This window comes from Labrys okinawensis, from assembly GCF_002982075.1.
Taxonomy (GTDB): Bacteria; Pseudomonadota; Alphaproteobacteria; order Rhizobiales; family Labraceae; genus Labrys; species Labrys okinawensis_A.
In genome coordinates this window covers 550,716-576,589 of the sequence record NZ_PUEJ01000004.1, presented here as the reverse complement: position 1 = coordinate 576,589, position 25,874 = coordinate 550,716, and the positions used below count along the sequence as shown (strand labels likewise).

27 protein-coding genes are annotated in these 25,874 nt (G+C 65.3%); 18 read left to right on the top strand and 9 right to left on the bottom strand.

The window, feature by feature from the left end; translation table 11 throughout:
* Positions 1–156 precede the first annotated feature (156 nt).
* Positions 157–894, bottom strand: a complete 738-nt coding sequence (locus C5L14_RS13020; protein WP_105862454.1) for a 16S rRNA (uracil(1498)-N(3))-methyltransferase — start codon at positions 892–894, stop codon at positions 157–159.
* A gap of 222 nt (positions 895–1,116) precedes the next feature.
* Between C5L14_RS13020 and C5L14_RS13015 the strand changes: the two genes are divergently transcribed.
* Positions 1,117–1,581, top strand: a complete 465-nt coding sequence (locus tag C5L14_RS13015; RefSeq protein WP_105862453.1) for a hypothetical protein — start codon at positions 1,117–1,119, stop codon at positions 1,579–1,581.
* A gap of 15 nt (positions 1,582–1,596) precedes the next feature.
* A complete protein-coding gene (gene ubiA, locus C5L14_RS13010) occupies positions 1,597–2,559 on the top strand; it encodes a 4-hydroxybenzoate octaprenyltransferase (RefSeq protein WP_105862452.1) in 963 nt (320 codons plus the stop codon).
* An 8-nt stretch (positions 2,560–2,567) separates the two neighbouring features.
* Here the strand turns inward: ubiA and C5L14_RS13005 are convergent, their stop codons facing one another.
* Positions 2,568–3,467, bottom strand: a complete 900-nt coding sequence (locus C5L14_RS13005) for a LysR family transcriptional regulator (RefSeq protein WP_105862451.1) — start codon at positions 3,465–3,467, stop codon at positions 2,568–2,570.
* A 103-nt stretch (positions 3,468–3,570) separates the two neighbouring features.
* Between C5L14_RS13005 and C5L14_RS13000 the strand changes: the two genes are divergently transcribed.
* Positions 3,571–4,560: a zinc-dependent alcohol dehydrogenase family protein gene (locus C5L14_RS13000; protein WP_105862450.1), complete on the top strand. Its 990-nt coding sequence runs from the start codon at positions 3,571–3,573 to the stop codon at positions 4,558–4,560.
* 67 nt (positions 4,561–4,627) lie between these two features.
* Here the strand turns inward: C5L14_RS13000 and C5L14_RS12995 are convergent, their stop codons facing one another.
* Both C5L14_RS12995 and C5L14_RS12990 read right to left on the bottom strand, forming a co-directional pair.
* Positions 4,628–4,999, bottom strand: coding sequence for a bleomycin resistance protein (locus C5L14_RS12995; RefSeq protein WP_105862449.1), 372 nt, complete (start codon positions 4,997–4,999; stop codon positions 4,628–4,630).
* Entirely contained in the window at positions 4,996–5,823 is an 828-nt protein-coding gene (locus C5L14_RS12990; protein ID WP_181161152.1) for a ChuX/HutX family heme-like substrate-binding protein, read from the bottom strand. The genes C5L14_RS12995 and C5L14_RS12990 overlap by 4 nt, the downstream gene beginning before the upstream one ends.
* 297 nt (positions 5,824–6,120) lie before the next feature.
* Here C5L14_RS12990 and C5L14_RS12985 point away from each other — a divergent pair, with 297 nt between their 5' ends.
* The 9 genes from C5L14_RS12985 to C5L14_RS12950 all read left to right on the top strand — a co-directional run bounded on the left by C5L14_RS12985 (position 6,121) and on the right by C5L14_RS12950 (position 13,967).
* The gene (locus C5L14_RS12985; protein WP_245196890.1) at positions 6,121–8,247 is read left to right on the top strand and encodes a TonB-dependent hemoglobin/transferrin/lactoferrin family receptor; all 2,127 of its coding nucleotides are present in this window, start codon (positions 6,121–6,123) and stop codon (positions 8,245–8,247) included.
* A 7-nt stretch (positions 8,248–8,254) separates the two neighbouring features.
* A complete protein-coding gene (locus C5L14_RS12980) occupies positions 8,255–9,130 on the top strand; it encodes a heme/hemin ABC transporter substrate-binding protein (protein WP_105862447.1) in 876 nt (291 codons plus the stop codon).
* 73 nt (positions 9,131–9,203) lie between these two features.
* Positions 9,204–10,190 (top strand): FecCD family ABC transporter permease, encoded by a 987-nt coding sequence (locus C5L14_RS12975; RefSeq protein WP_245443373.1) that lies wholly within the window; start codon positions 9,204–9,206, stop codon positions 10,188–10,190.
* The gene (locus C5L14_RS12970; protein ID WP_105862445.1) at positions 10,187–11,017 is read left to right on the top strand and encodes an ATP-binding cassette domain-containing protein; all 831 of its coding nucleotides are present in this window, start codon (positions 10,187–10,189) and stop codon (positions 11,015–11,017) included. The genes C5L14_RS12975 and C5L14_RS12970 overlap by 4 nt, the downstream gene beginning before the upstream one ends.
* Positions 11,014–11,442: a hypothetical protein gene (locus tag C5L14_RS30355; protein ID WP_181161151.1), complete on the top strand. Its 429-nt coding sequence runs from the start codon at positions 11,014–11,016 to the stop codon at positions 11,440–11,442. The genes C5L14_RS12970 and C5L14_RS30355 overlap by 4 nt, the downstream gene beginning before the upstream one ends.
* 67 nt (positions 11,443–11,509) lie before the next feature.
* On the top strand, positions 11,510–12,178 hold the full coding sequence (locus C5L14_RS12965; RefSeq protein WP_181161150.1) for a MotA/TolQ/ExbB proton channel family protein: 669 nt from the start codon (positions 11,510–11,512) through the stop codon (positions 12,176–12,178).
* A complete protein-coding gene (locus C5L14_RS12960) occupies positions 12,175–12,636 on the top strand; it encodes an ExbD/TolR family protein (protein WP_105862443.1) in 462 nt (153 codons plus the stop codon). Before C5L14_RS12965 ends, C5L14_RS12960 begins: the two co-directional genes overlap by 4 nt.
* A complete protein-coding gene (locus C5L14_RS12955; protein ID WP_105862442.1) occupies positions 12,633–13,613 on the top strand; it encodes an energy transducer TonB family protein in 981 nt (326 codons plus the stop codon). Before C5L14_RS12960 ends, C5L14_RS12955 begins: the two co-directional genes overlap by 4 nt.
* A gap of 18 nt (positions 13,614–13,631) precedes the next feature.
* Positions 13,632–13,967 carry an antibiotic biosynthesis monooxygenase family protein gene (locus C5L14_RS12950; protein WP_105862441.1) on the top strand — a complete coding sequence of 112 codons (336 nt, stop codon included), beginning with the start codon at positions 13,632–13,634 and terminating at the stop codon, positions 13,965–13,967.
* Between the two features lie 383 nt (positions 13,968–14,350).
* Here C5L14_RS12950 and C5L14_RS12945 read toward each other — a convergent pair whose 3' ends face one another.
* Together C5L14_RS12945 and C5L14_RS12940 are read right to left on the bottom strand one after the other, a co-directional pair.
* Entirely contained in the window at positions 14,351–15,193 is an 843-nt protein-coding gene (locus tag C5L14_RS12945; protein WP_105862440.1) for a helix-turn-helix domain-containing protein, read from the bottom strand.
* A complete protein-coding gene (locus C5L14_RS12940) occupies positions 15,190–15,555 on the bottom strand; it encodes a nuclear transport factor 2 family protein (protein ID WP_105862603.1) in 366 nt (121 codons plus the stop codon). Before C5L14_RS12940 ends, C5L14_RS12945 begins: the two co-directional genes overlap by 4 nt.
* 246 nt (positions 15,556–15,801) lie before the next feature.
* Here C5L14_RS12940 and C5L14_RS12935 point away from each other — a divergent pair, with 246 nt between their 5' ends.
* The 6 genes from C5L14_RS12935 to lpxK all read left to right on the top strand — a co-directional run bounded on the left by C5L14_RS12935 (position 15,802) and on the right by lpxK (position 20,587).
* A complete protein-coding gene (locus C5L14_RS12935; RefSeq protein WP_105862439.1) occupies positions 15,802–16,320 on the top strand; it encodes a GNAT family N-acetyltransferase in 519 nt (172 codons plus the stop codon).
* 77 nt (positions 16,321–16,397) lie between these two features.
* Positions 16,398–17,216 (top strand): 3'(2'),5'-bisphosphate nucleotidase CysQ, encoded by an 819-nt coding sequence (locus C5L14_RS12930; RefSeq protein WP_105862438.1) that lies wholly within the window; start codon positions 16,398–16,400, stop codon positions 17,214–17,216.
* Positions 17,217–17,334: 118 nt separating this feature from the next.
* Positions 17,335–17,580: a DUF4170 domain-containing protein gene (locus tag C5L14_RS12925; protein WP_068291710.1), complete on the top strand. Its 246-nt coding sequence runs from the start codon at positions 17,335–17,337 to the stop codon at positions 17,578–17,580.
* 6 nt (positions 17,581–17,586) lie between these two features.
* Positions 17,587–18,291, top strand: coding sequence for a lysophospholipid acyltransferase family protein (locus tag C5L14_RS12920; protein WP_105862437.1), 705 nt, complete (start codon positions 17,587–17,589; stop codon positions 18,289–18,291).
* Entirely contained in the window at positions 18,288–19,568 is a 1,281-nt protein-coding gene (locus C5L14_RS12915) for a 3-deoxy-D-manno-octulosonic acid transferase (protein ID WP_105862436.1), read from the top strand. The genes C5L14_RS12920 and C5L14_RS12915 overlap by 4 nt, the downstream gene beginning before the upstream one ends.
* Positions 19,565–20,587, top strand: coding sequence for a tetraacyldisaccharide 4'-kinase (gene lpxK, locus C5L14_RS12910; RefSeq protein WP_245196892.1), 1,023 nt, complete (start codon positions 19,565–19,567; stop codon positions 20,585–20,587). Before C5L14_RS12915 ends, lpxK begins: the two co-directional genes overlap by 4 nt.
* A gap of 97 nt (positions 20,588–20,684) precedes the next feature.
* On the opposite strand, the gene C5L14_RS12905 is transcribed toward lpxK, so the two are convergent.
* Genes C5L14_RS12905 through C5L14_RS12895 form a run of 3 tightly spaced genes read right to left on the bottom strand, consistent with a single transcriptional unit; the run spans position 20,685 to position 25,776 of the window.
* Positions 20,685–20,906: a DUF2093 domain-containing protein gene (locus C5L14_RS12905; protein ID WP_105862435.1), complete on the bottom strand. Its 222-nt coding sequence runs from the start codon at positions 20,904–20,906 to the stop codon at positions 20,685–20,687.
* A 55-nt stretch (positions 20,907–20,961) separates the two neighbouring features.
* A complete protein-coding gene (gene xseA, locus C5L14_RS12900; protein ID WP_105862434.1) occupies positions 20,962–22,539 on the bottom strand; it encodes an exodeoxyribonuclease VII large subunit in 1,578 nt (525 codons plus the stop codon).
* A gap of 30 nt (positions 22,540–22,569) precedes the next feature.
* Positions 22,570–25,776: an AAA family ATPase gene (locus tag C5L14_RS12895; RefSeq protein ID WP_181161149.1), complete on the bottom strand. Its 3,207-nt coding sequence runs from the start codon at positions 25,774–25,776 to the stop codon at positions 22,570–22,572.
* Positions 25,777–25,874 lie beyond the last annotated feature (98 nt).

Here is a 25,874-nt window from a genome sequence, read left to right as displayed (position 1 = left end):
CAAAAGTGTGAGCGGGCGTCAAACAAGGTGCGTGGATCTCCAGATCGGCATTTCAGGCGCAAGACGTTTGTCGAAAGAGGGTGCCGATCTGGAGATCCGCACACCGATGCCGCACCTATGCTGCGGGTCAAATATCCGTGAAGGCGCCTCGCACCCTCAGCGCCAGTCTCCGCGGGCGGCCTGCACGAGGGCGAGTGCCGCCACGGCCGCCGTGTCGGCCCGCAGGATGCGGGGGCCGAGCGAAAGGCGGGTGTGGGAGGCTATCCGGCCGATCGCGCTGCGCTCGGTATCGTCGAAGCCGCCTTCCGGACCGATCAGCACGGCGAGGGGGCCCGTGGGGACGGCGGCGAGCGCCTCGAGCGGGCTGGCGATCGCGGCGCTCTCGTCGCAGAAGATCAGATGCACATCGGGATCCCAGTGCTCGGCAAGGCGCATCAGGTTCTGCTCCGCCCTGATCTCAGGCACGGAAATCACGCCGCATTGCTCGGCCGCCTCGATGGCGTTTGCCCGCATGCGCTCGAGATTGACCCGGGAAACCTGGGTGCGGCGGGTGATCACCGGCTCGATGGTGCCGACGCCCATCTCCACCGCCTTCTGCACCATATAGTCGAGCCTTGCATGCTTGAGAGGCGCGAACAGCCAGCGCAGCGTCGGCATCGGGGTCTGGGCCCGGGTCTGCTCCTCGACCTCCAGGCCGATGCGCTTGCCTTCATGCGTGACGGCGGCAGCGAACTCGCCATCCGTGCCGTTGAAGACCAGGATGCGGGCGCCCGACTTCAGGCGCAGGACATTGCCCAAATAGTTCTGCTGCGTCTTGTCGAGCGCAACGCTCTGTCCTTCGCCGAGCGGCGCATCGACGAAAAGCCGGACGGAAAGAAAATCATAGGCGGCCATGTACCGGGTCTTTTTTCTCGAGAGCAAAGCGCGTCCGGGCATGAACGCTCATTTGCTGCAATTCTTTGTTTCGAAGCGTCATTGCGGTTGCTGTCGTCACGTTCGAATTACAAAACACACCGCAAAAACAGGGGGCGGATACGCCATCAAGCCGCCCCGAACTTGCGAGATCAATAGTTCCTCTGTATCGAGAGTGTCACCACCAATCTTGCGGATGTCCTCATGTTGCGTCTCGTTTCGATTTCCCTCGTCGCCGGCACCTTGCTGGCCGCAGCGCCGGTCGCAGCGCAGGAGTCGGCTCCGATCGGCAATCAGTTCTGCAACAAGGACCTGCAGCCGATGATCGATCGCCGGACGAAGATCGCGACCAATTTGCAGGCGATCAACAAGCGCGGGCGGCCCAAGACCTTCGAGCAGGCCAAGAAGACATTCAACGAGTTCTGCGGTAGCCTCTCTTCCTATATCGAGAATGACAAGAAGATGTTGGACTACATGCAGTCCAACAAGGAATTCTGCTCGATCACGGACGAGAACATCAAGCAGATCACGGCCGACCTGACCCAGACCCAGAAGACCAAGGCCAAGATCTGCTCGCATCCGCCGCGCCAGCAGGTTGCACCGCAGCCGGGTCGTGGCGGCGGCGGGCCCGCCGCGCCCAAGCCGCCCGTCAATCTGCGCCTGCAGTAAGGGGAGATCGCCGGCATGGGGCTGCTATCCACCGAGGCTGGTCCGACCGGGCTGGCGAACAAGGTGGCCGACGCGCCTTCCGGCAACTGGGTCGACCGCCACGCGCCGTCCGCCTGGCGGCCTTTTCTGCGCCTTTCTCGCGCCGACCGTCCGATCGGCGGCTGGCTCCTGATGTGGCCCTGCTGGTGGTCGGCGGCCCTGGCTGCCCTCCATCATGGCGCCGTCGGCCAGACGCTCTGGCATCTGGCCCTGTTCCTCAGCGGCGCCTTCATCATGCGTGGCGCCGGCTGCACGCTCAACGATCTCGTGGACAGGGACATTGACGACAAGGTCGAGCGCACGCGCTCGCGGCCGATCCCGTCGGGACAGGTCACCGCCCTTGCCGCCACGGTCTGGCTGGCGGCCCAGGCTCTGGCTGGCCTCGTCATCCTGCTGCAGTTCAATCGTTTCGCCGTGCTGCTGGGCATTTCCTCGCTGGCGGTGGTGGCCATCTACCCCTTCATGAAGCGGGTCACTTCCTGGCCGCAAGCCGTTCTCGGCCTTGCCTTTTCCTGGGGCGCATTGATGGGCTGGGCGGGCGCTGCCGCTGGGCTGGCCCTGCCGGCCCTGCTGCTGTTTGCCGGATCGGTGCTGTGGGTGATCGCCTATGACACCATCTATGCCTGCCAGGACAAGGAAGACGATGCGATCGTCGGCGTACGCTCGACGGCGCTGCTGTTCGGCGACAAGGCGCGCGGCGCGGTCGGTGCCTTCTACGCCGGTGCTGTCCTCCTGATCGGGCTCGCCCTGGCTGCCAACGGTGCCGGCCTCCTCTCCTATCTCGGCCTTGCCGGCTTTGCTTTCCACCTCGCCCAGCAGGTCGTGCGCTTCGATCATTGCGACGGCGCCCTGTGTCTGGTCCTCTTCCGCTCCAACCGCGATGCCGGCGCCATTCTGTTTGCGGGGCTGATGGCGGATTGCCTCTGGCGCTGGCTCTGAAACTGTCGTCAGGCCATCATCGCCGGCAGGGCTGCTGCCAGGGCATCGACCGTCACGCGCGCCTTCAGCGGCAGATGCGGCGTTTCAAGCCATAACGCGTAGGCATCATAGAGATAGTCCGGCTGATCCGGCAGGAGCTTGACCAGGGCGCCGGCCTGGAGCTGTTCGCGGACCAGCCAGGAGGGGAGCCAGGCCAGCCCCATGCCGGCCGCCGCCGTGTCGGCGATGGCGGCGAGATCGTCCAGCCGTAAGCGTCCATTCGGCATGAACTCCCGCGTCTGTCCTTGCGTGGCGGGGAAAAGCCAGGGGCGAATCCGACCCGAGCGGCGATAGATGATGCAGGGGTGTCCGGCGAGGTCGTCGAGCTGTGCGGGCGTGCCGTGATCGGCCAGGTAGCTTGGGGCGGCGCACAGGATCATGCGCTGGCGCGCGATGCGCCGCGCGATGATGCCGGCCCTGTCGTCGAGGGTGCCGGTGCGGATCGCCAAGTCGCAGCCGTTCTCGGCAAGATCGATGATGGGATCGCCGAGCGAGAGATCGAATTCGAGGGCGGGATGCCGCCGCGCAAGCTCGATCAGGACCGGCATGATGCAGTGGCGCCCGAACAAAGCGGGCATGGCGATGCGCAGCCTGCCCCGCGGCTCGGATAATTGGTCCGCCGCGAGGGCGTCCGCGGCCTCGGCTTCGGCGAGCACGATACGGCATCGTTCATAATAGGCCCGACCGAATTCCGTCAGGCTCTGGCGGCGAGTGGTCCGGTTGAGCAGGCGGACGCCCAGGCGCTCTTCCAGGAACCGGACATGCTTGCCCACCATCGGCCCCGACAAATCGAGGGCGGCGGCTGCCGCCGCGAAGGAGCCGAGATCGACGGCCCTGACGAAGACGGCCATGCTCGCGAGGCGATCCATAATTCCGAACCAATGGTTTCTTCTGCACTGCCAGAACTGTCATTTATCGCGAAAAATCGCCGATGCATAACTCATTCAGTTCAATTGATTAGGAGTTATGTCGATGTCCCGCATCGTTCGTTTCCATCGCTATGGCGGCCCGGAAGTGCTGCACATCGAGGAAGCAGAGCTTCCGCTGCCGGGCCGGGGCGAGATCCGCATCAAGGTCAAGGCACTGGGGCTGAACCGTGCGGAGGCCTTGCTGCGCCAGGGCAGCTATATCGAGACGCCGAGCCTGCCCTCGGGGCTCGGCCTGGAGGCTGCGGGCGTAGTCGAAAGCATCGGCGCCGGCGTCGGCGGCTTCTCGCTTGGCGATGCCGTCAGCGTCATCCCGCCCCAATCGATGGCGCGCTGGCCCGCCTATGGCGAGTTGGCGACCTTTCCCGCCGAACTTGTCGTCAAGCACCCGCCGTCGTTCGGCTGGGCCGATGCCGCGGCGCTCTGGATGCCATATCTCACGGCCTATGGTGCGCTGATCGACATTGCCGGGATCCAGCCGGGGGATTTCGTCGCGATCACGGCTGCCTCGAGCAGCGTGGGACTGGCGGCGATCCAGATCGCCAATCATCTCGGCGCCCGGCCGATCGCGATCACCCGGCGCTCCGCCAAGCGACAGGCCCTGCTGGACCATGGCGCCGGTGATGTCATTGCTGCCGAGGAGGAGGATGTCGAAACACGCCTGAGAGCGATCGCGGGCCCGAAGGCGGTGCGCGTGGTGTTCGACGCGATCGGCGGCCCGCTCTTCGTACCGCTCACGGCCGCCATGGCCCGTGGCGGCCTACTGATCGAATATGGCGGCCTCAGCAGCGAGCCGACCCCTTTTCCGCTGTTCACCGTATTGAGCAAGAGCCTGACGCTGCGCGGCTATCTCGTTCACGAGATCACGGGCGACCCAGCCCGCCTCGACGCCGCCAAGACATTCATTCTCGACGGGGTACGAATAGGCGCGCTCCGTCCCGCGATCGCCCGGACCTTTGCCTTCGACGATATCGTCGAGGCCCACCGCTTCCTGGAGAGCAACCAGCAGTTCGGCAAGGTCGTGGTGACGGTGTAAGCAATGTGCCCCGGCTCCGGTCGGAGCGCAGTCCGAACCGGAACCGGGGATGCCGCCTGTCGGAGGCTCAGTGTTCCTGCAATTGCTCGGCGAAGCGGATCAGGTTGCCGTGGCAATCCGTGATCGAAAATTCGCGGGTTCCCCAGGGCTTGGCCTCGAGGTGCCCCTTGCGGTGCACGATGTTGAGCGCGTTGAAATGCTCGTAGAGTGCTGCGATGCCGGTGACTTCCAGCCAGCAGCTGGTGGCCTGCGGTACCCGGCGGTTGCCCGTCAGCCAGAAGCTGACGCGCACGCCGTCGCGATGCAGGAGCAGGAAGGAAATGTCGCTGTGCAACACTTCGAAGCCGAGCCTCTGGTAGAACTGCGTGGTCTCCTCGAAGCTGAGCGAGGCGAGGGTGGGGATGGCGCCGGTGAGGCGCGCAGTCACGGCCTGGTTCATGAGGTCACCACCTTCTGCAGGATGCCACGCCAGGCCGCCAGCTGATCCGCCGTCGCGCCGGTATCGGCCTGCAGCCGCGCGGCCTCGCCGCCCGAGGCGAGGTGCAGGACCAGGCTCGGCCTGTCGCCGGGCTCGATGCTGCCGCCCGACAGAGGCTTTTCGTTGAGGTGCCAGTCGAAGCCGGGATCGAGCACGTTGAGCCAGGGTCCCATCCTGACGATCCGCACCAGCGGCCCGCAATGGCTCTGCCTGACGCCGTGATTGGCGACTTCCAGCCTGACCGGAATGGCCTCGGCAGCCGCGGCTTCCAGCAGAGCCTGAAGATCGACCGGGGCGCCGGCCGGAGCGGGATCCGCCGCTGTTGCGGCAGGACGCGAGAAGGAAATGGGCTGCACATCCTCCGGCCAGGCAAGGTCGGCCAGCAGCCGCTCGAAAGCGGCATGATCGGCCTTGTCGCGCGCATAGATCTTCCAGAGCGCACCGCCCGCTGCATCGAACAACTGGATGCTGCGCAACGGCCCCTTGGGGTTGGCATCCTCAACATAGAAGGCGTGCGCGACCGATGACGGTATCAAAGTAAGGTCAAATCCCGGGCCGTTGAAACGAATCTCGCCATCGGAGCTGGTTGCGGTTGGGAAGGCTACATCCTTCTCGTGTACGGCCGACTCATTGCGGATGAGCGACATCACGGTACCCAGATGTGGCAGGGCAGCGCAGAGCGCGTCGATCCGGACAGACAGGCGCTTCACGCCATCGCCGATCCGGGTCTCCAGCAGGGCAGCTTCCGAAACCCCCAATTGCGCCGCGGCATCGCGAATGCGCAATCCGGACTGACTTTCCCGGAGAGCTTGCCACCGTTGTTTTAACTCGCTCATTTCCCTTCTTTCCTTCGGTTCTGATCCGCGCAAAATAGAAAAATTCAAAACTAGGCATCAAAAGGAATTATGCAGTTTAGAATAAAGCAAAACTGCGCAAATTATGCTAATAAAATCAAGCATTAATTCCTTGACACGTCCTGTTTGCTGCCGCAAATCGCTCAAAATTGTATGAAACGGCGTCTGCTTCTACAAGATAAATTATCTGCAGCGCAGTTTTGAATAATTATACGTTGCGGAGCCGAGATGGTCAGGTCGAATTACATGCGCAGTCGCAGCCTTGCGACGGTAGCTGCTCTTGCCTTGCTGGCGGGAAGCGTGACGCTGGCGCGCGCCCAGCAGGCGCCGGCGGGCCAGGCTGCCGCGGCCGACGAGCCGGTGGTGCTCGATACGGTGACGGTGACCGCGACCAAGACCTCGGAGAAGCTGATCGACACGCTGGGCGGCGTCAGCCAGATCACCCAGGCGGAGATCGACCGGGCCCAGCCTGCTTCGGTTTCAGACCTGCTGAAGACGGTGCCGGGCGTCGCCACCCAGGTGAGCTCGAACGATCCGATGCAGTCGATCAACATTCGCGGCCTGCAGGATTTCGGGCGCGTCAACGTCCTGGTCGACGGCGCACGGCAGGACTATCAGATCACCGGCCACAATGCGCAGGGCAGCTTCTATCTCGAGCCTGAGTTCATCAACAATATCGACATCGTGCGCGGCCCGATCTCCAATCTCTATGGTTCGGGCGCCATTGGTGGCGTGGCCTCCTTCACCACCCGCGGGATCGACTCCATCCTCACCCCCGACCAGAACTGGGGCGTGGAGCAGAAAGTCGGCGTATCCTCCAATGGCCTCGGCGCCTTCACCTCGACCTCGGCCGGCATGCGCTTCGGCACGGTCGCCGACATTTACGGCCAGTTCATCTATCGCGGTGCCGGCGATTATCGCGACGGCAACAATGATCGCGTCACCTATACCGGCAAGAACAATTTCGGCGGCCTTCTCAAGTTCAACTATCATCCGGGCGACGGCCAGACCGTCAGCCTGAGTGCGATGAGCCAGAAGTTCGATTTCGACAACAACAATACCAGCCGCGGCAATTCACGCTGGCGCAACGACGTGGTCACCTCGACCTTCACGGCCGGCTACAAATTCGAGAGCCCCGATAATCCGCTGATCAATTTCAACGCCAAGGTCTATTACTCGGAAACCGAGAATGAAAAGACGATCATCGTTCCCGGGACCTATGCCAGCCTAGGCGTGCAGCCGGGCGACAAGCTTTCCGACAAGGTCGGGACGTTCGGCTTCGACATCTACAATACGTCGCGCTTCTCGACGGGGTCCTTCGACCACGCCCTGACCTATGGCGTCGATGCCGCCTTCGACCGCGTCGAGACACGGGACGGCGCCGGTGGCTTCGTTACAGCCTTCACCCCATCGGGCACGAGACGTCTTCTCGGCGCCTATGTCCAGGACGAGGTTCGCTACGGCGATTGGCTCCGGGTGGTTGGAGGCCTGCGCTACGATCACTACCAGCTGGAAGGCGGCAAATACGAGTCCGACGGCAGTCATCTGTCGCCCAAGATCACCATCGGCGTAACGCCGATCAAGGGCATGGAACTCTACGGCACCTACGCCGAAGGCTATCGTTCGCCTTCGATCAGCGAAACGCTCATGGACGGCATCCATCCCATCCCGTCCTTCCCGATCAAGCCCAACCCGAACCTGCGGCCGGAAGTCGGCCACACCTTCGAGATCGGCGTGAACACCAAGTATGACAATGTCTTCCGGGATGGCGATACCTTCCGCGCCAAGCTGAACGGCTTCGTCAACAATGTCGACGATTATATCGACATCGTCGCCGGGGCGCCCTATGTGCCGGGCTTCCCAGGTATTCCACCTTTCCTCTGTAACGTTCCCAACCCGAATCCGCAGATCTGCTTCCCCACGCAGCAATATCAGAACATCGCCAAGGCCCGCCTGATGGGTGTCGAGCTCGAGGCGGCCTATGACTGGGGCGGCGGCTTCGTATCGGTCGCCGGATCGCATACCAACGGCAAGAATCGGGTCACCGACCAGCCACTGAACTCGGTAGCACCGAACAAGATCAGCGGCACCGTGGGCCTGCGCTTCCTGGATGACCGTCTGACCATCGGTTCGCGCGTCACCCTGGTCGGTGCGACCTCCCGCAAGGTGACCGAGCCGAGCGGTGGCTACGGCCTGGTCGACGTCTTCGCCAGCTACAGATACAGCGACAATGTCAGCGCCAGCCTGGCGGTCGATAACATCTTCGACCGCCGCTACAAGGCGTTCCTCAATTCCGACTACTCCACGGGTCTGGCGGCGAAGTTCGCGCTCACCGTCAAGCTCGCGGGCAAGTGAGGAGGCGATGATGGGAACGTCCGAACTCAATCGCCGTGGTGTCCTGGTCGGCGCACTCGCCTTGCTGGCCCTGCCGACCGTGGCGCGCGCCGAAGGCATCCAGCGTGTGGTCTGTGCCGGCGCGGATGTCACCGAGATCGTGGCAAGGCTGGCCGGCGTCTCGGTCATCCAGGGCGTCGACACCACCTCCAAGGCGCCGCCCGAGGTGACCAAACTGGCGTCCATCGGCTATCTCAGGCAGATCTCTGTGGAAGGCATCCTTTCCCTCAAGCCGGATATCCTGATCGCCAATCGCGATCTCGGACCGCCGACCGCAGTCGAGCAGTTGCGCAGTACGGGGCTGCGTATCGAGATCGTCTCCTTCCCCCTGAACGGGGAGGGCATGGCCGCCAAGATCAAGCATGTCGGCGCCCTGCTCGGGCGCGAGAAGGAGGCCGAAGCGCTGGCCGGCACGGTGAGCGCCACCATGGTCGATGTCGCCAGGCGCCTCGACGGCATCACCAGCCACCCCAGGATCGGCTTCATCCGTTCCATCGACGGGGGCACGCCGATGGCAGGCGGCAAGATGGGACTGGTCGATGCCACCTATGCCCTGGCCGGCGGCGTCAATGCCTTCGGCGACTTCCCCTTGTTCAAGCCTGTGTCGCGCGAGGTGCTCGCCGCCACGCCGCCGGATTTCATCCTGGCCGACAGCGCGGTCGTCTCCAACACCGGCGGCGCGGCGGTCTTTCTTGAGCAATTGGGGTTGAGCTCGGCCTTTGCGGGCCGGCCCGACCGGCTGGTCGAGACTGACCTTTCCACACTGTTCAGTTTCGGGCCGTCAGCGGCCACGCAGATCCAGTCGCTGGCGCGGCGCCTGCATCCGGACCGGTTCTCGGGGTAGGGCGATGAGTCTGGTGCAAGCCACACCGCGAGGCCTTTCCCAAGCTCTTTCGCCGCGCCGGCGGGAGGTCTTGGTGCAGGCCGGCCTGGCGCTGCTGCTCGCAGCCGCCCTGGCGATGGGCCTCAGCTTCGGCGGCGTGCGCATTCCGGTCTCGACCTGGTTCTCAACGGCGACCGGAAGCTGGGACCTCTATTCGGGCATCCTGGTCAATATTCGCCTGCCGCGCGTGTTCCTGGGCGCTCTTGTGGGAGCGGGTCTGGCCATGTCCGGCGCCGGCATGCAGGCCCTTTTCCGCAACCCCCTGGCGGATCCCGGCCTGACGGGGGCGGCGTCCGGCGGCATCCTCGCCGTGGTCGCCGGCATCGTCTTGCTGGAACATGTCGGCGGCACCGGCGGTCTCGGCAGCTATGCGTTGCCGGTCGCGGCAGCGGCAGCCTGCGGCCTGACCACGGTGATCACCTACCGCATTGCGCGCGACCGTGATGGCCATGTCAGCATCGCCAATCTCCTGCTGGCCGGCATCGGCATCAACGCCCTGGCCATGGCCGTGATCGGCCTGTTCATCACCATCGCCGACGACACCCAGCTCCGCTCGATCCAGTTCTGGATGATGGGGTCGCTCTCGGGCGCGAACTGGGTCGCCGTGCTGGCGGCGGGCGCGGCGCTCGGGATTGCGGCGGTGCTGATGGCCCGGCAGGCCCGCGGGCTCGACGCCTTCACGCTCGGCGAAAGCGAAGCCTTTCTTTCCGGCGTCGACACCGTCCATCTCAAGCGCATGGTGATCGCGGCGACGGCCCTGGCGATCGGCGCGGCCGTCGCCTTCACCGGCCTGATCGGCTTCGTCGGCCTGATCGCGCCCCATTGCGTGCGCCTGCTGGGCGGGCAGCGCTACCGTTTCGTGCTGCCGGCCTCGGCCCTGTTGGGCGCTGCCCTGGTGGTGCTGGCCGATACGGTGGCCCGCGTCGCGATCACGCCGGCCGAGCTGCCGATCGGCCTCGTCACCAGTCTGATCGGCGGGCCGATCTTCATCGCCATTCTGAAGAAGGCCCAGCGCGCATGAGCCTTGAGGTCGGCAATCTCCAAACCGGCAATCTTCAGGTCCGCGGCCTCACGGTCGAGCGCAACGGCCGCCCGGTGCTGCACGAGGTCTCGTTCGCGGCCCAAGCCGGCCGCGTTCTCATCGTGATGGGGCCGAACGGCGCCGGCAAGACGACCTTGCTCGCCGCCATCGGCGGCGCCATCAAGACGGCCCAAGGCGGGATCGAGTTCGGCGGGGCTCCGCTCACCGGTCTGCGCCCGGCAGCGATGGCGGCCCAGCGCGCCTATATGGCGCAGCATTTCGATTGTCCCTTTGCCTATAGCGTCGAGGATATCGTGGCCCTCGGCCGGCTCTGCCATGTCGGCACGCCGCGCGCCGCGCGGGACAAGGCGGCAATTGCGGCGGCGCTTGCCGGTGCCGATCTCGCATCCCTGGCCCGCCGTCCCGTTACCATGCTCTCGGGCGGCGAACGCCAGCGTGTGGCCTTCGCCAAGGCCGTGGCGCAGATCTTCGACCGCAGCCAGGCGGGCGAGCCGCATCTCGTCATCCTGGACGAGCCGGTGTCCAGCCTCGATCCCGAACACCAGCACCGCCTGCTCGGCCAAGCCCGGCAATTGGCGAAACAGGGCGCGACCGTGGTGGTCACCCTGCATGATCTGACGCTGGCTTCGATCTATGGCGACGATGCGCTGGTGCTCGATCGCGGCCGCATAGCGGCGCAGGGCGTCATGGCCGAAACCCTTACCCCTTCCCTCATCGAGCGTGTCTTCAAGGTGCGCGTGGGTACCGCCATCCCGGATGGCGGCCCCTGCATCGTGCACGCCGTTCCACAGGACCAAGCCGCATGATGAAATTGTCTCGCTTCGCCGCCGTTCTCGCCGTATTGGCGCCTGTTCTGGCGCCCCTGCCGGCCCTGGCCGCCGATGTGTCGATCGACCTCAACAAGCTCGAGACCCAGAACGGCAATTGCCGGCTGACCATGGTGCTGGTGAACGGGCGGACGGAAGCGGTGCAGAGCCTGCGCGCCGATCTGGTGATGTTCGGCGCGGATGGCGTGGTCGCCAAGCGCCTGGCCGTCGATCTCGCCCCGATCCCGGCCAACAAGACCATCGTCAAGGCCTTCGACGTCGCCGGGCTCGCCTGCGAGGGCATCGGCAGCATCCTGCTCAACGACGTGCCGACCTGCCAGTTCGCCAATGGCAAGGCAGGGGCTCCTTCCTGCCTCGAGGCAGTCAGCGTCAGTTCGAAGGCGGGCCCCAAATTCTTCAAGTGAGGCCGAATTCTTCCATCGAGGCCTGCTTCGCACAGGTGTCGGAACAAAAAGTGAGAGCGAGGGTGCCATGACCGAAACCGCCGCGCATTTTTCCTTCGTGAATATGCTGCTCAACGCCGATCCGGTGGTGAAGGCCGTCATGCTGATCCTCGTGATCTCTTCGGTCTTGTCCTGGGGGCTGAGCTTCGAGACGGTGAGGCGGCAGGCGAGGCTTCGTAGGTTGCTGAAAGCCGCAACCGCCAAGGGCCTCGGCGCGGCGCCGGCCGTTGAGCAGGCCTTGCAGCCGCAGGGCGAGCGGTCGGCCGGGCTTGCTGTGCCCGGCGAGACCGGCGGCGAATATCGGGTACGCATCGAGCGGGCGATGCGCGAGGCGGCCGGCGGGCTGGTCGGCGCCAGCGACGCTGGCCTGTCGATCCTCGCCACCATTGCCGCCGTGACGCCCTTCATCGGCCTGTTCGGCACGGTATGGGGCGTGATGAACTCGTTTTCCGCCATCGCCGGCGCCAACGATACCTCGCTGGCGACCGTCGCGCCGGGCATTGCCGAGGCTCTGTTCACCACGGCGCTCGGCCTGGTGGCGGCCATTCCGGCGCTGATCGCCTATAACCGCCTCTCGCAGGGCATGGCCGGGCTCGGCCGGTTGTTCGAGCAGATCCTGCGTCGCGAGGCGGAAACCATGGCGACCCGCCGCGGAGCGTCGGTCAAGGTCGCAGGTTTCAGGGAGGCGGCGGAATGAGCTTTTCCCTCGGGGAATCTGAAGGCGCCGATGGGTCCGGCTCTACGTCCTGGGCGCCCAAGGCCGTTTCCGACATCAATGTGACGCCCTTCGTCGACGTGATGCTGGTGCTGCTCATCGTCTTCATGGTGACGGCGCCCATGCTGGCGGCCGGCGTCAAGGTCGACCTACCCAAGGCGAGCGGCGTGGCAGCGATGTCGCCGGCCAAGGAGCCGCTGGTGGTGTCCATCAAGGCGGACGGCTCCCTCCATATCGGCCAGGAAGCCCGCAGCGGCGAGGCTTTCGACGCCGATATCCGCGCCCGTCTTGCCGCCGATCCCAAGGTGATGGCCCATATCCGCGCCGACGCCAGCGTGCCCTATGAAAAGGTGCTGGACCTGATGGCCGATCTCAGCCGCAACGGCGTCACCCAGCTCGCCTTCATCGGCAAGGCCGACAAGGCGGCCCCGCAGCCATGACGTCGGCCGACATCTTCAGGGACTGGCGGGCCGGCATGATCGCGGGAGCGGCGCTCCTGCATCTGACGGCGTTCGCCGGCGCCTGGGTGATGGTGCCGCATGACGGGGTCGAGACGCGCCTCGATCGTCCGATCGAGGCATCGCTGATGCCGGCGCCTTCGAATGATGCCGTAAACGAGATAAGCTCGCCACTGTCGCAAGAGGTCGTCTCGCCGTTAGCTGAGAGCGAGACGCTGACTGAGGATACCGTCACCGAGATATCGCCCGATGCGGTGGCCGCCGAGCCCGCGGCGCCTCACGAGCAAAGCGTGGAATCCCCGCCCGTACAGGTGGCCGAAGAGGCTCTCCCGACGCCTGTCGAGCCGGACAGGATGGCAGCGCTGGTGCCTGACGTCGTCACCACGACGTCGACGCAGCCCAGTGCGACCGTTGCGACTGTTCCCGACACTGTGCGGAGCGAGACGGTGACGGAGCCGAAAGAGCCGATGATCGAGAAGCCCATTCCGGAAAAGCCCAAGAAAAAGGTTGAGAGGCCTAAAGAGCGACCCTTGAAGACGAAGGCGGTCGAAACGCCGATCAAGGATAAGCCGGAGGTCAAGCGATTGGCCAAGCTCGACACGACCACGCAGACTCGTCATGCGCAGAAAGGCGGGGAGGGGGCCATGTCGGACATCGGTGTCGCCGACAGTGCCCGAACCAATGGTGCTGCGGTGAAAAAATACAATGCCATTCTTGTCGCGGCCGTGAATAGTCGCGTGAGGGCCATGGGCGGAATCGCGTGCCAAGGTGGCAGGCGTGCCAATGTTGGCTTCAATGTCTCCGCAACGGGTAGCGTTGGCAGCGTACGTCTCAGCAGCCCGTCGGGGGACTCTGCACTGGACAGAGCCGCGCTAGCGGCCGTCCGCGGAATATCGCCGCCGCCTCCACCGGGAGGCGCCGTTTCGCGCATCGTCCCCGTTCAATGTCCAAAATCCTAACAACGAAAGGAACTACCCATGTTCATCGCCATGAACCGTTTCCAGGTGAAGAAGGAATCCACTGCGGATTTCGAGACCGTCTGGCGCGATCGTGAAGTGCATATCGACAAGCTGCCCGGCTTCGTCTCGTTCCACCTGCTGCGTGGTCCGGAGCGGGAGGATCATGTCCTGTATTCCTCGCATGTGGTCTGGCGCTCCAAGGCCGATTTCGAGGCCTGGACCCAGTCGGAGGCCTTCCGCCTGTCGCATCGCAATGCCGGTAAGGGCCCGGCGCTGACGCTCGGCCATCCCGTCTTCGAAGGCTTCGAAGTCCTGCAGACATTGGATGCGCCGGCCGAAAGCAAGGCAGCCTAAAGCGTTTTGCGATTTGGTGGTCACGCCAAGAATCGCAAAGACGCCTCGAACCAAAGAATGAGAGCAAGCAAGCGTCCAAACGCGCTTTGCTCTGGTCATCACGCATTCCCCTCAGCGAGGGGAATGACGGGCGGGTTTCGGCCTCGTCCTCCCGGGAGAAGGCGACCTCCAGCTTCCGGGTGGGCGAGGGCGGGGACCCGCCCGTTTTCTATGCAAAGACAGAGATGTCTGGAACAGGCATCCCTGCGAATAGATACTACCTTCCGGGGCGGACGCGGGATTGGAGGGTCGATCTCCCGATCGACCGTCTTCGCCCTCTCTCACGCTCAGCGTTTCCAAGATGGTCGATCGGGAGATCGACCCTCCAATCTCGCACGCTCCCCTCACAACACCGTCCGCTTGAGAATCTCCGCCGTGTCGGCATTGGCGGGATAGAAACACTCCAGCGCCAGTTCCGACAAGGTGATGTCGACGGGCGTGCCGAACACGGTGGTGGTGGAGAAGAAGGACATCAGGCCCTGCGGTGTCCTGAGCTCGAAAGGCACGACGATGCCGCCGAGGTCGGCGCGGGGCTTGGGGCGCGAGGCCGGCGCCGGATAGGCGGAAAGCTCTTCCAGGAGCCGGGCCAGGACCTCGTCGCCGCTGACGGCGATCTGTTGGCGCAGGCGTTCGAGCAGGTGGTCGCGCCATTCGGGCAGATTGTCGGTATGGGGCGCAAGGCCGCCGGGATGCAGACCAAGGCGCAGGACGTTGACCGGAGGCTCCAGCAGGCTCTTGTCGGCAACCCCGACCAGCAAGGGTGCGACCGCCTTGTTGGCGGCGACCAGCGTCCAGTGGCGGTCGACGGCGAGGGCGGGATAGGGCTCGTGTCCCCCGATCACGAGGTCGATCGCCTCGCGGGCCGGGGCGAGGGCCGGATCGTCCAGCCCGCGCTCCTGATAGATGGGTGCATAGCCGGCCGCGAGCAGCAGGGCATTGCGCTCGCGCAGCGGCACTTCCAGCCTCTCGGCCAGATGCAGCACCATTTCGCGGCTCGGCTTGGAACGGCCGCTTTCCATGAAACTGAGATGGCGCTGCGAGATTTCCGCCTCCAGCGCGAAATCGAGCTGGCTCATGCGGCGATGCTGGCGCCAGGCGCGCAGGTGATCGCCGATCCCCCGGGCGGCCCTCGCCTGTGGCGAGGCGCCCGGGCGACGGACGGTCTGGGCATTGCTGCGGACGCTCATGCCGCCGCCGGAACCTGGTCGAGGAAACCGCTGACCTGATGCAGACGCCCCTGGTCGAGCCGGGCGAAATCGGTGCCCTTGATCGGCCCGTCCGCGCCGGCCGGGCCGAACTGCCAGGAGAAACGGACATGGTCGCCATGGCCGTCCGCCTCGCCGATCAGGGAGAAGCGAAAATCGGGGAAGCGCTGCTGCACGGCGGCGATCAGGCCATCGATCTCGTCATGGCCCTGGCCGCGCATCAAGGGATCGACATAGAGGGCGTCATTCGTCCAGGAGGCGTCCAGCAGGGCGCGCCGGCGGGCCGGATCGGTCTCGTTCCAGGTGGCGATATAGATGCGGGCAATGGTGGCGGGGTCGGTCATCGACAGGGTCCTCTTGGCAAACCTGATCGCTTCAGGCCCGCTCAGCATGGCCGGGGGACGGCGGCGTCTCAATTACGCGGGAGGTAATCACGGCGGCCTTCTTGGACGAATCTTTCCAAAGGCACATTATCGCCGTTGTCGATTGCCCGCATCGCCGGAAGACCTCAAATTGAGGCCAGCCTGGGTATATCGTCAGTCATGGTTCCCGCCCATCGGCAGGCCGTCATTTCGTGAGCGGAGAACAATGTGCCCCTCGACCCGCCGCCCTCCGGCCTTGCCAGCGAACGTCTCCTGCTCAGGCCCTTCGAAGCCGATGACGCCGATGAGATCTTCGCCTGCATCACGCCGAGCCTGACGCGATACATGGCCTGGGAACCGCTGCCGTCGCGCGAGGCCTTTGCCTCGGTCTGGCGCAGCTGGGGCACCCTCGCCGAGGTCGGCAGCGACTATATTTTCGTCATCCGCCGGCGGGACGGACTGTTTCTCGGCCTGGCGGGGCTGCATCGGGCCGGGAGCAGGACGCCCGAGCTCGGCATCTGGATCCGGGAAGACGAACATGGGCGAGGCTATGGCCGTGAGGCCGTCGGGGCGCTTGCCGACTGGGCGTCCGAGGATCCGGCCGTGCGCTATTTCGAATATCCGGTCGCAGAGGCGAATCTGGCGAGCCGCCGGATTGCCGAAGGCCTGGGCGGAATCCCGAAGGCGGAGCGGCGCGACAGGAAATATACCGCCGTGATTTATCACGTGCCCCGGCGAAGCAGGTAAGGCGGCTTGCCAGGCCAACTGCTCCGAACCCATGGTTCTCGCTTGCGCGCGCTGGCCTGCTCGCCTAAATCCGAGCCATGATCGAGAAGGATGAGGCAGGGCGCATGGCCCGTGGGTTGAGTGCGGGCGAGGCGTTGTCTTTGCTGATCGAGGCTGTGAGGGAAGCGGGCGAGATCGGGCTCGGCTTTGCGCGCGAAGGAGCCCGGGTCTTCGACAAGGCCGACAAGTCGCCCGTTACCGAGGCAGATCTGGCCATCGATGCCCACCTGGCCGAGCGGCTGCGCCATGTTTCCAGCGCGATCGGCTGGCTGTCCGAAGAGGCTGCCGATACGGCCGAGCGCCTGGACAAGCAGCAGGTCTGGGTGGTCGATCCCATCGACGGCACGCGGGGTTTCATCGCCGGCAATGGCGAATGGGTGATCTCGGCTGCGCTGGTCGAGGCTGGGCGCCCGCTGGCCGGCGTGCTCTTGCGTCCCAGCAATGGCGATCTCTACACCGGAGCGCGCGGCCTGGGCGCCTTCAAGAACGGCGTCGCTGTGAAGGCCAGCCAGGGACCCCTCGCTGCCACCCGCACCCTTGCCGGGCCCAAGCCGATGTTCGATCTGGCGCAACGTAGCTTGCCGAGGGTGGCACGGGCCTCGTCGATGTCCTCTTTGGCCCTGCGCATCGCCATGGTGGCGGAAGGCAGCGTCGACGGCGCTTTCGCTTCGGGGTCCTCGCACGATTGGGACATCGCGGCCGCCGACATCATTCTCGACGAAGCCGGCGGGCGCCTCACCACCGTGGCCGGCACGGAGATCGTCTATAACCGCCCCGACCCCGTGCATCGGCCGCTGGTGATGGCCGGGCGCGAACGCCAGGGCGATCTGGTTGCCCTGCTTGAGGGCATGAACTGATATTAGAGCAAAATGACTTTTCTTCCGAATTGTCTTTTTCTCTAAGTCTTTGTTTTTAATGCGCTTTCTTGATCGAAAGGCCTGTCGGCTTTTCTGGAAAACGCTATAGGAGTATGGGATGAGCGAACCTCAGAAACAATTGCTGCATCTGGTCTTCGGCGGCGAGCTGAGCTCGATCGAAGGCGTGGAATTCAAGGATCTTCAGGGTCTCGACATCGTCGGCATCTACCCCAATTATGCCAGCGCTCAGGCCGCCTGGAAGGCCAAGGCCCAGGCCAGCGTCGACAACGCCCAGATGCGCTATTTCATCGTGCATCTGCACCGTCTGCTCGATCCGACGACCGACACGACGAAACGCTCGTAATCCTGCATGATCAAGAATATCGGCCGATCCCGCTTCGTGCAGAAGGCCATCGGCGAAGGCCTCGCCGCGTGGTTGAAGCTCGTGCACGGCACCAGCCGCTTTGCCGACAGCCCGGCCGATCTCTACGCGCCCATTCGCGATCAATATCCCTATATCGTGGCGATGTGGCACGGGCAGCATTTCCTGGTGCCCTTCATGCGCCGCGAGGGGCATGAGTTCCGCATCCTGATCTCGCGCCATGGCGATGGCGAGATCAATGCGGTTGCGGTGACGCGTCTGGGGCTCGGCCTGGTGCGCGGCTCGGGCGGCAGGCCCCAGCGCCAGCACCACAAGGGGGGCCCGGCGGCCCTGCGCGAGCTGGTGGCAACGCTGAAGGGCGGCCAGTCTGTGGGGGTGACGGCGGATGTGCCGCGCACCGGCGGCGTGGCCGGGCTCGGCATCGTTACGCTGGCGCGGCTGTCGGGACGGCCGATCGTGCCGGTCGCGGTGGCGACGTCCAACATGATCCAGCTCTCCACCTGGGACAAGGCCGTGATCAACCTGCCGTTTTCGCGCGGCGCCTTCGTGGTCGGCGATCTCGTGCATGTGCCGGAGGACGCCGACAAGACGCTGATGGAGGCAAAGCGCCTGGAGGTGGAGAGTGCCCTGGATGCGGCGCATCGCACCGCCTATGCCATGGTCGGGCGGACCTTCGTGAAGGCGGGCACGTGAGCGCAGCGCTTCCCCTCAGCCTCAAGGCCTACCGGCTGGCGACGAGCTGCTTTCGCCCGTTCGCCGGCCTGCTGCTGGACAAGCGCCAGCGCCGCGGCAAGGAGGACGCTTCGCGCCGGCCCGAGCGCCTCGGCATTGCCGGCCGGCCTCGGCCCGAGGGGCGCCTGGCCTGGCTGCACGGCGCCAGTGTCGGGGAGGCCATCACGCTGCTTCCGCTGGCGACGCGCCTGGCCGGCGAAGGCTATCGCATCCTGATGACGACCGGCACCGTCACCTCGGCGGCCCTGATGGCCGAGCGCCTGCCGGCCGGAGCGATCCATCAGTTCGTGCCACTCGACATTCCCGCCTATGTCGGGCGTTTTCTCGATCACTGGCGGCCCGATCTCGTCTGTTTCCTGGAATCGGAACTCTGGCCGGTGATGATCGCTGAGATCAAGGCGGCCGGTATCCCCCTGGCCCTCGTCAATGGGCGGATGTCGCCGCGTTCCTTCGCGCGCTGGTGCCGCGTGCCGCGCACCAGCGCGGCCCTGCTGGGGCGCTTCGACCTCATCGCTGCGCAGAGCGAGGATGACGGCCGGCGCTTCGCCAGCCTCGGGGCGCCGCGCGTCGTCGTCACCGGCAATCTGAAATTCGACGCGCCGCTGCCGCCTGCCGATCCGGGCGTGCTGGAAGGCTTGCGGCAGGCGGTGGCAGGCCGCCCGCTCTGGCTTGCGGCGGTGACGCATGAGGGCGAGGAGGCGCTCGCCGGCGAGGTGCATGCCGCGCAGAAGGAACGTTTTGCCGACCTGCTGACGCTGATCGTGCCGCGCCATCCCGAGCGCGGCGAGGCGATCGCCGCTGCCTTGCGGGAAAGGGGACTGAGCGTCGCCCTTCGCTCGCGGGGCATCGCCCTGGAAGCACGGCACGACGTCTATGTTGCCGACACGGTCGGCGAAATGGGCGTGTTCTATCGCCTTGCCCGCATCGTCTTCATGGGCAAGTCGCTGCTCGGCAAGGGGGGGCAGAACCCGATCGAGCCGGTCAAGCTCGGCGCGGCCGTGCTGCATGGGCCGGAAGTCCAGAACTTCGTCGAGGCCTATGGCGCGCTCGACGGTATGGGCGGCGCCGTGGTGGTGCATGGCGCGGCCGAGTTGTCCGATGCCGTCGCGCGGCTGCTGGACGAACCCGCGGAAGTCGATCGTCTCGCCGAGGGGGGTGCCAGGGCGATCGCGACGCTGACCGGAGCGCTGGAGCGCACGCTCACTGCCCTGCTGCCGCTCGGGGCGAGGCGGCCATGAGCCTCAAGCCGCGCATCAGCTTGAAGGCGCCGGCCTTCTGGTACCGGCCGCGTGGCTGGCTGGCCCGCCTGCTCGCGCCGTTGGCCCGTCTCTATGGCGGCAAGGTCGCCGCGCGCATGCGCCAGCCGGGCAGCCGGGCCGGCGTTCCCGTGGTCTGCATCGGCAATTTCACGCTAGGCGGCGCCGGCAAGACACCGTTAGCGCTCGCGGTCGCCGATATCCTGATCGCGGCGGGCCAGCGCCCGGCCTTCCTCACCCGCGGCTATGGCGGCAGCGAAAAGGGCCCGCTGGTGGTGAAACCCGATGACGCCGCCGACAAGGTGGGCGACGAGGCCCTGCTGCTGGCCCGCAAGGCTCTGACGGTGAAGTCCGTCGACCGGCCTGCCGGGGCGGCCCTTGCAATCGAGCAGGGTGCCAGCATCATCATCATGGATGACGGCTTCCAGAATCCCTCCCTCGACAAGGATTGCTCGATCATCGCCGTCGACGGCGAGACGGGCATCGGCAACGGCCTTGCCTTTCCCGCCGGCCCGTTGCGGGCCGATATCCATGACCAGATCGGCTTTGCCTCGGCGGTGGTGGTGATCGGGCCGGGCGATGCCGGCACCGCGGTCTATGATTTCGCCCGCGGCTCGAGCATTGCCGTCTTCCGGGCCCGTATCGGCCTCGATCCGCAGGCCCCGTCGCTGCGCGGCAAGCGGGTGCTGGCCTTCGCCGGCATCGGCCGTCCAGAGAAATTCTTCAAGACCCTGGCGGATATGGGGGCCATCATCGCCGCGACGGAGGTCTTCGCCGACCACCATGCCTTCAGCGAGGAGGAGGCGGCTCGGATAGCGGCGCGGGCGCAGGCGGCCAAGCTCCTACCCGTGACCACCACCAAGGACATGACCCGCCTCACGGGAGGGCCGGCGCGCATCGGCCTTGCCTCGATCAGCCAGACGGTGCCGATCCGGCTTTCCTTCGACGACGAGGGTGCAATGCATGATTTCCTGGTGAACCGCTTCCGCCTGGCGGGATAAGAGATCCCGGGTGCGCGGGCATCTTGCCCGCTCTTGGAAATGGCCTGCCTGCGATTGAGGAAGAGCGGACGGGACGTCCGCGCACCCGGAAATCCTATCAGATTTCCCCAAGCCCCTTCAGCCGCTCCAGCACGGCTTCCCGGCTGGCATAGGCTTCCTGGCGGTCGACGTTCCAATAACGCAATTCGTCGATCGGGATATGCGTGCCCGTCACGGCGCAACGCACATAATTGCCCGGCTTGAGAATGCGGAAATCGGAATCGAGGTACTGGACCTGTGCTTCGCCGGGCAAAGTCATGCGGCTTTCGTGACGGTTCATGGAGGCGCTGGCCTATGTGTTTGCAGAATTTCTCGAAACTATAACAGAGCCGTTTCTAATCGTCGAACAGGCTCGGCTGCGGGCCTGCCTGTCCGGCTTTCGGCTTGGCTTTCGCCGGGCTTGGGGTCGGCGCCGCCGTACCCTTGCCAACCGTGAAATGGCCATCGGCGAATTGCAGGTCAAGGCTCGCGGCCGCCTGGGCTGCCGCGACATTGCGGATGGGGCGGCCTTGTTCGTCGCGCACCAGGGCAAAACCGCGCTGCAGCACGCCCTGGTAAGAATAGGCTTCCAAGAGCACGGCGAAACGATCGAGCCTTTCGCGCTGGGCCGATGTGCGCGTGGCGGCAGCCTGCAGCAGGCGGCCGGCGAGAGTTTGCAGGCGCTCGCGCCCAGCCTCGCTGCGGCGGGACAGCAGCAGTGGCGTGAGCTGCGCGGCGCGGCCGGCGAAGGCCTCGCGCTTGCGGGCAAGGGCGATGCGCGCCGAGGCTTCGAGGCGCTCGGCGACCGCATGGAAGCGGTCGCGGCTGCGATCGAGCCGGTTGGCGGGGCTTTGCGTCAGCAGCCGGCGGGTGAGGGCGTCGTAGCGCTGGTGATGGCGGCGGGTGTTGAGCGTGAGCGCATGCACCAGGCGGCCGGCGGCAAGGTCGAGTTTTTGGCGCGGCGTCGCGAGCAAGGCCTCGCCGCTGGGCAGGGCCCGGCCGAGATTGCGCAGGTCCTGGCGCCGACGCTCGATCATGCGCAGCGCATGGCCGGTGAGGCGGGCACCGAGGTCGTGCAGGTTGGCGAAGAGGTCGGCCTTGACCGGCACCGCCATTTCGGCGGCGCCGGTCGGCGTCGGGGCGCGGCGGTCGGCGACATGGTCGATCAAGGTCCAGTCGGTCTCGTGTCCCACGGCCGAGATCAGCGGGATCGAGCATGCCGCGGCGGCGCGCACCACGATTTCCTCGTTGAACGACCACAAGTCTTCGAGGCTGCCGCCGCCGCGCGCGACGATCAACACGTCCGGGCGCGGAATGGTGCCGCCCGCCGGCAGAGCGTCGAAGCCGGCGATGGCATTGGCGATCTCGGCGGCCGACGTGTCGCCCTGCACCCGTACCGGCCAGACGACGACCCGGCGCGGAAAGCGGTCCGTGATGCGATGCAGGATATCGCGGATCACGGCGCCGGTGGGCGAGGTGACCACGCCGATCACCCGCGGCAGGAAGGGCAGCGAGCGCTTGCGGCCCTCGTCGAACAGGCCCTCGGCCGCGAGTTTACGGCGGCGCTCCTCCAGCAGCGCCATCAATGCGCCTAGGCCGGCCGGCTCGAGCCGGTCGATGATGATCTGGTAGGAGGACTTGCCGGGGAAGGTGGTCAGCCGGCCATGGGCGATCACCTCCATGCCCTCCTCAGGCCGCTGGCGCAGCCGGGCGAAATTGCCCTTCCAGATCACCGCATCGATCTTGGCGCCCTCGTCCTTGAGAGCGAAATAGGCGTGTCCCGAGGCTACCGGGCCGCGATAGCCCGAGATCTCGCCCCGGACGCGCACATAGCCGAAGGCGTCCTCCACCGTGCGCTTGAGCGCGCCGGAGAGCTCGGAGACGGACCATTCAGGGGCGTTGGAGGGCTGAGAATCAGGGGATATGTCGGACATGGCGGCATTCTATAGCACCAGTGGCAATCCTCACGCCCGATCTTGCCGCTCCGCGGGAGCCGACGCCCCCAGCAGATCGAAATCACCGCCGAGAACCTTGTCGAGCCGGCCGCTGCGCCAGCCCCGGACATCGCGGACCAGGGGCGCCGGACCGTCGCGATAGCGCCGCACGATCACCGGCTCGCCGGCGTTGGCATCGAGCAGGGCGGCAGCTGTGCCATACTCCTTGCCGCTCGGCAGTTCCGAAGTTGGGCCCGGGACAATGCTGATGCGGACAACCGAGCGGACGGTGCCTTCCTTGCCCGTATCCTCCAGGACATGCAGCCCATTTTCCTGCAACAGGGTTCGGAAAGCGCCAAATCCGGTAACATGCAAGATCGGGAGCCGTTTGCCGTCAGGGGACGGGAATTCGCGCCATTGCATTCGGCGCTTGTCCGCCCAGTTGCGGTACATTGCCCATAGTCTCGTGCGCCAGGCCTCGGCATGTGGATTGTTGGCGTCATTATCGAGGGTTGGAACCGCGCGCAGCAGAACATCCACCGGGCTTCGAGCCGAAACGTCCTCGATCCCCTCGCGGAGATTGTGAAGTTGCAGGGCGAGCCGCGATGCCAGTTCCCGGGAAGAACGGCTCGTACGGTTCGCAACGGCCTTGAAGCGCTGGCTGAGGCGCTCGGCGGTTCGAGCCGCCTCCTTCACCCGATCCATGAGTTCGAGGCGGGTGAAGATCTCGAAGCGGTCGGCGCGTGACCAAATCTGAGGATCTGCCATCACCGCACGCAACTCCTCTTCGAGCATGGTCCAGGCGCTGTCCCTCAGAGTGCCCTGGATTTGCTGCCAGGCCGCGTCGAGATAGCCGCTCTCCGCGGGCGAGCCGCTCGGATAGAGCAGAATGGCGGGTAGGGAAAGCGCAGCGCTGGCCGGTGCTTCCGGAACGCCCGCTTGCGCCGGATCGGCATCGGGATCGACGAACTCGACTTCGATTGCCGTGCCGCTGGAGCGTACGAACAGAAACTGGTCGCCTTCGGGAAAACGATGTTCGACCAGCGTGGCTGCCAGCGGGGCGAGCAGGTGCTGGTCTATGGCGCGTTTGAGCGGTCTTGCGCCCATCGTCGGCGTGAAGCCGTGATCGAGCAGAAACTCGATTGCGCTGGCTTCCCACTCCACTGCCCAGTTGCGTTCCTTCAGGCCTCGCCGTTCCTGCACCAGGGCGAGTTCCTTGTGCAGGATGCTGCGCATCAGGTCGCGCGAAAGCGGCCGGAATACGATGATCTTGTCCAGGCGATTGACGAATTCGGGCCGGAAGGTCTGGCCGACGGTGGTGAGAACCTGATCCTCTCCGTAAACGCCCGACTGTGCCCTGAAACCGATACCGCTGCCGCGATGAGCGGTGGCCCCCAGATTTGAGGTGAGGATGATGAAGCAATGGCGGAAGTCGGCCTCCCTTCCGTCGGCGTCGCTGAGGCGGCCGTCGTCAAAGATCTGCAGAAACAAATCCCAGCAATTGGGATGGGCCTTTTCGAACTCGTCGAGCAGAATGACCGAGAAGGGCTGCTTGCGAACGCGGTCGATCAAGGCGTCGGAACCCGTTTCACCTCGTTGACCGAGAATCTTGCTGGTGGATTCGGCTGTCTGGAACTCGCTCATGTCCAGCCGGGTCATGCGGTCGGGGGAACCGAACAGATAGGATGCCAGCGTTTTGGCCAGTTCGGTCTTGCCGGTTCCGGTCGGGCCGGCGAAAAGAAAGACGCCGATCGGGCGGCCGGGATCCGTCAATCCGGCCTTGAGCATGGCGATGCGGTCGATGACGGCTTTCACGGCTTCGTCCTGGCCGATGACGCGACCGGCGAAAAATCGCGTGACATCCGCCAGGTCCACTTTCTGCGTGGTGTCGAGGATGACTTGCGGCAGGCCGGAGATCTGCGAGAGTGTCGTGACGACGCTTTGGGCGGTTACTTCAGGCTCGCCCGCATGCTGGCGGTGGACTGTGGCGCGCTTGATCAGTTCCAGCACAGCGCCCGGCAATTGGCCGCTTCCCAGATAATGTTGGGCAAGTTCCATGGCAGCGGACACCGCCAGTGGAGCGACCGCAATGTCGGTTGCTGCGGTGATCCGATGGCCAAATTCGACAGCCAGTTCCCTGGTCTCATTTTCGTTCATGGCATCCAATGGCACGGCCTCGATCACCGAGCGCAGGGATGGACGGGATTGGAACAGGCGCGTCGCTGCCGCCTGGCTGCATTCGCCCATCAAAATGAGATCGCCGGAAACCACGGCCGGCATGATCTGATCGAGAATGCTGGCGGTCTGGCCCTGATGGATGCCACTGCCGGCCAATTGCCAGAGGTCGCCCGCGAACCAGATGATCTTTCGGCGGGAATGCAGGGCATTGACGAGCAGACGAACACGCCCCTCGAGTTGGCCGATATACATCTGATCGGCCATCAGCTCGTTGCCGGTGGCGGCGAAGACGGTCCAGCCTTCACCGCGCAGCCGGATGCCGAGCAAACGCAGGAACGAGCTCTTCCCGATGCGCGGCTTGCCGCTTACCAGCACGGAGCGCGGCTTGGCTGACCGGACCGCCGCTTCGGCGGCCGAAAGACTGTTTCGCCAGGCCGCGGGGGAGACGAGCAGGCTATCTTCCTCCTCGTCATCCCAAAGCGTACCGACGCTCTTGAGGAATTTGCGATCTATGCGCGTTGCCTGCCAGTTTTTCAGCGCGGCGAGCAATTGTGCGGCGAAGGGATGATGGACCTTTTCCAGGAAGGCCTCGATCGGCGCAGCGTCGATCTCGGCGTCCAGGGAAAGCCCGGCGCCGAAACTCGGCGTATCGCCCAATTCGGCGCTGCGGTCGAAATAGGTCTCGAAGAAACCGGGCAGGACGGGATTCTGCTGCCACCAATAAGGCGCGGCGAGCAGGGAAAGGCCGGTTGCCGGTCGCGGTTCCAGAGATGTGAGAAAACGCAGCGCGTAGGGCAGCACATAGGGGCGGGTATGGGGCAGGTGCCGGAGCACTGCCTCGGAAAGAACGTGCCGATCCGGCCGCTCACAGAGCGCCAGGAAGGCGGCACAGGCGAATGGCCAGTTCTCGCCCAGGGCGTAATTCTGCACGCTCTCCAATGTTGCGTCGGGGCGCTGCAGCTGTGCCAGCGCATCCTGAAAGCTAGGCAGATCGACCAGCTCGCGCGGATGACTCACCTCTTCGGCAAGAGGCCCCAAACTCTGATTGATTCGCGCCATGGCGGCAGGAATGCTCTCGGAGGACGCGGGCGCTTCCTGTTCCGGCAATTGCTGAGATTGCGGAGGAGGGGCTTCGCGAACGGCAAGGGTTTGCTGGG

Excerpts from the sequence above, each read along its gene's own strand:
- C5L14_RS13020 (WP_105862454.1), bottom strand. The coding sequence starts at position 894 with ATGGCCGCCTATGATTTTCTTTCCGTCCGGCTTTTCGTCGATGCGCCG.
- C5L14_RS13015 (WP_105862453.1), top strand. The coding sequence starts at position 1,117 with ATGTTGCGTCTCGTTTCGATTTCCCTCGTCGCCGGCACCTTGCTGGCC.
- ubiA (WP_105862452.1), top strand. The coding sequence starts at position 1,597 with ATGGGGCTGCTATCCACCGAGGCTGGTCCGACCGGGCTGGCGAACAAG.
- C5L14_RS13005 (WP_105862451.1), bottom strand. The coding sequence starts at position 3,467 with ATGGATCGCCTCGCGAGCATGGCCGTCTTCGTCAGGGCCGTCGATCTC.
- C5L14_RS13000 (WP_105862450.1), top strand. The coding sequence starts at position 3,571 with ATGTCCCGCATCGTTCGTTTCCATCGCTATGGCGGCCCGGAAGTGCTG.
- C5L14_RS12995 (WP_105862449.1), bottom strand. The coding sequence starts at position 4,999 with ATGAACCAGGCCGTGACTGCGCGCCTCACCGGCGCCATCCCCACCCTC.
- C5L14_RS12985 (WP_245196890.1), top strand. The coding sequence starts at position 6,121 with ATGGTCAGGTCGAATTACATGCGCAGTCGCAGCCTTGCGACGGTAGCT.
- C5L14_RS12980 (WP_105862447.1), top strand. The coding sequence starts at position 8,255 with ATGATGGGAACGTCCGAACTCAATCGCCGTGGTGTCCTGGTCGGCGCA.
- C5L14_RS12970 (WP_105862445.1), top strand. The coding sequence starts at position 10,187 with ATGAGCCTTGAGGTCGGCAATCTCCAAACCGGCAATCTTCAGGTCCGC.
- C5L14_RS30355 (WP_181161151.1), top strand. The coding sequence starts at position 11,014 with ATGATGAAATTGTCTCGCTTCGCCGCCGTTCTCGCCGTATTGGCGCCT.
- C5L14_RS12965 (WP_181161150.1), top strand. The coding sequence starts at position 11,510 with ATGACCGAAACCGCCGCGCATTTTTCCTTCGTGAATATGCTGCTCAAC.
- C5L14_RS12960 (WP_105862443.1), top strand. The coding sequence starts at position 12,175 with ATGAGCTTTTCCCTCGGGGAATCTGAAGGCGCCGATGGGTCCGGCTCT.
- C5L14_RS12955 (WP_105862442.1), top strand. The coding sequence starts at position 12,633 with ATGACGTCGGCCGACATCTTCAGGGACTGGCGGGCCGGCATGATCGCG.
- C5L14_RS12950 (WP_105862441.1), top strand. The coding sequence starts at position 13,632 with ATGTTCATCGCCATGAACCGTTTCCAGGTGAAGAAGGAATCCACTGCG.
- C5L14_RS12945 (WP_105862440.1), bottom strand. The coding sequence starts at position 15,193 with ATGAGCGTCCGCAGCAATGCCCAGACCGTCCGTCGCCCGGGCGCCTCG.
- C5L14_RS12940 (WP_105862603.1), bottom strand. The coding sequence starts at position 15,555 with ATGACCGACCCCGCCACCATTGCCCGCATCTATATCGCCACCTGGAAC.
- C5L14_RS12930 (WP_105862438.1), top strand. The coding sequence starts at position 16,398 with ATGATCGAGAAGGATGAGGCAGGGCGCATGGCCCGTGGGTTGAGTGCG.
- C5L14_RS12925 (WP_068291710.1), top strand. The coding sequence starts at position 17,335 with ATGAGCGAACCTCAGAAACAATTGCTGCATCTGGTCTTCGGCGGCGAG.
- C5L14_RS12920 (WP_105862437.1), top strand. The coding sequence starts at position 17,587 with ATGATCAAGAATATCGGCCGATCCCGCTTCGTGCAGAAGGCCATCGGC.
- lpxK (WP_245196892.1), top strand. The coding sequence starts at position 19,565 with ATGAGCCTCAAGCCGCGCATCAGCTTGAAGGCGCCGGCCTTCTGGTAC.
- C5L14_RS12905 (WP_105862435.1), bottom strand. The coding sequence starts at position 20,906 with ATGAACCGTCACGAAAGCCGCATGACTTTGCCCGGCGAAGCACAGGTC.
- xseA (WP_105862434.1), bottom strand. The coding sequence starts at position 22,539 with ATGTCCGACATATCCCCTGATTCTCAGCCCTCCAACGCCCCTGAATGG.
- C5L14_RS12895 (WP_181161149.1), bottom strand. The coding sequence starts at position 25,776 with ATGGCGCGAATCAATCAGAGTTTGGGGCCTCTTGCCGAAGAGGTGAGT.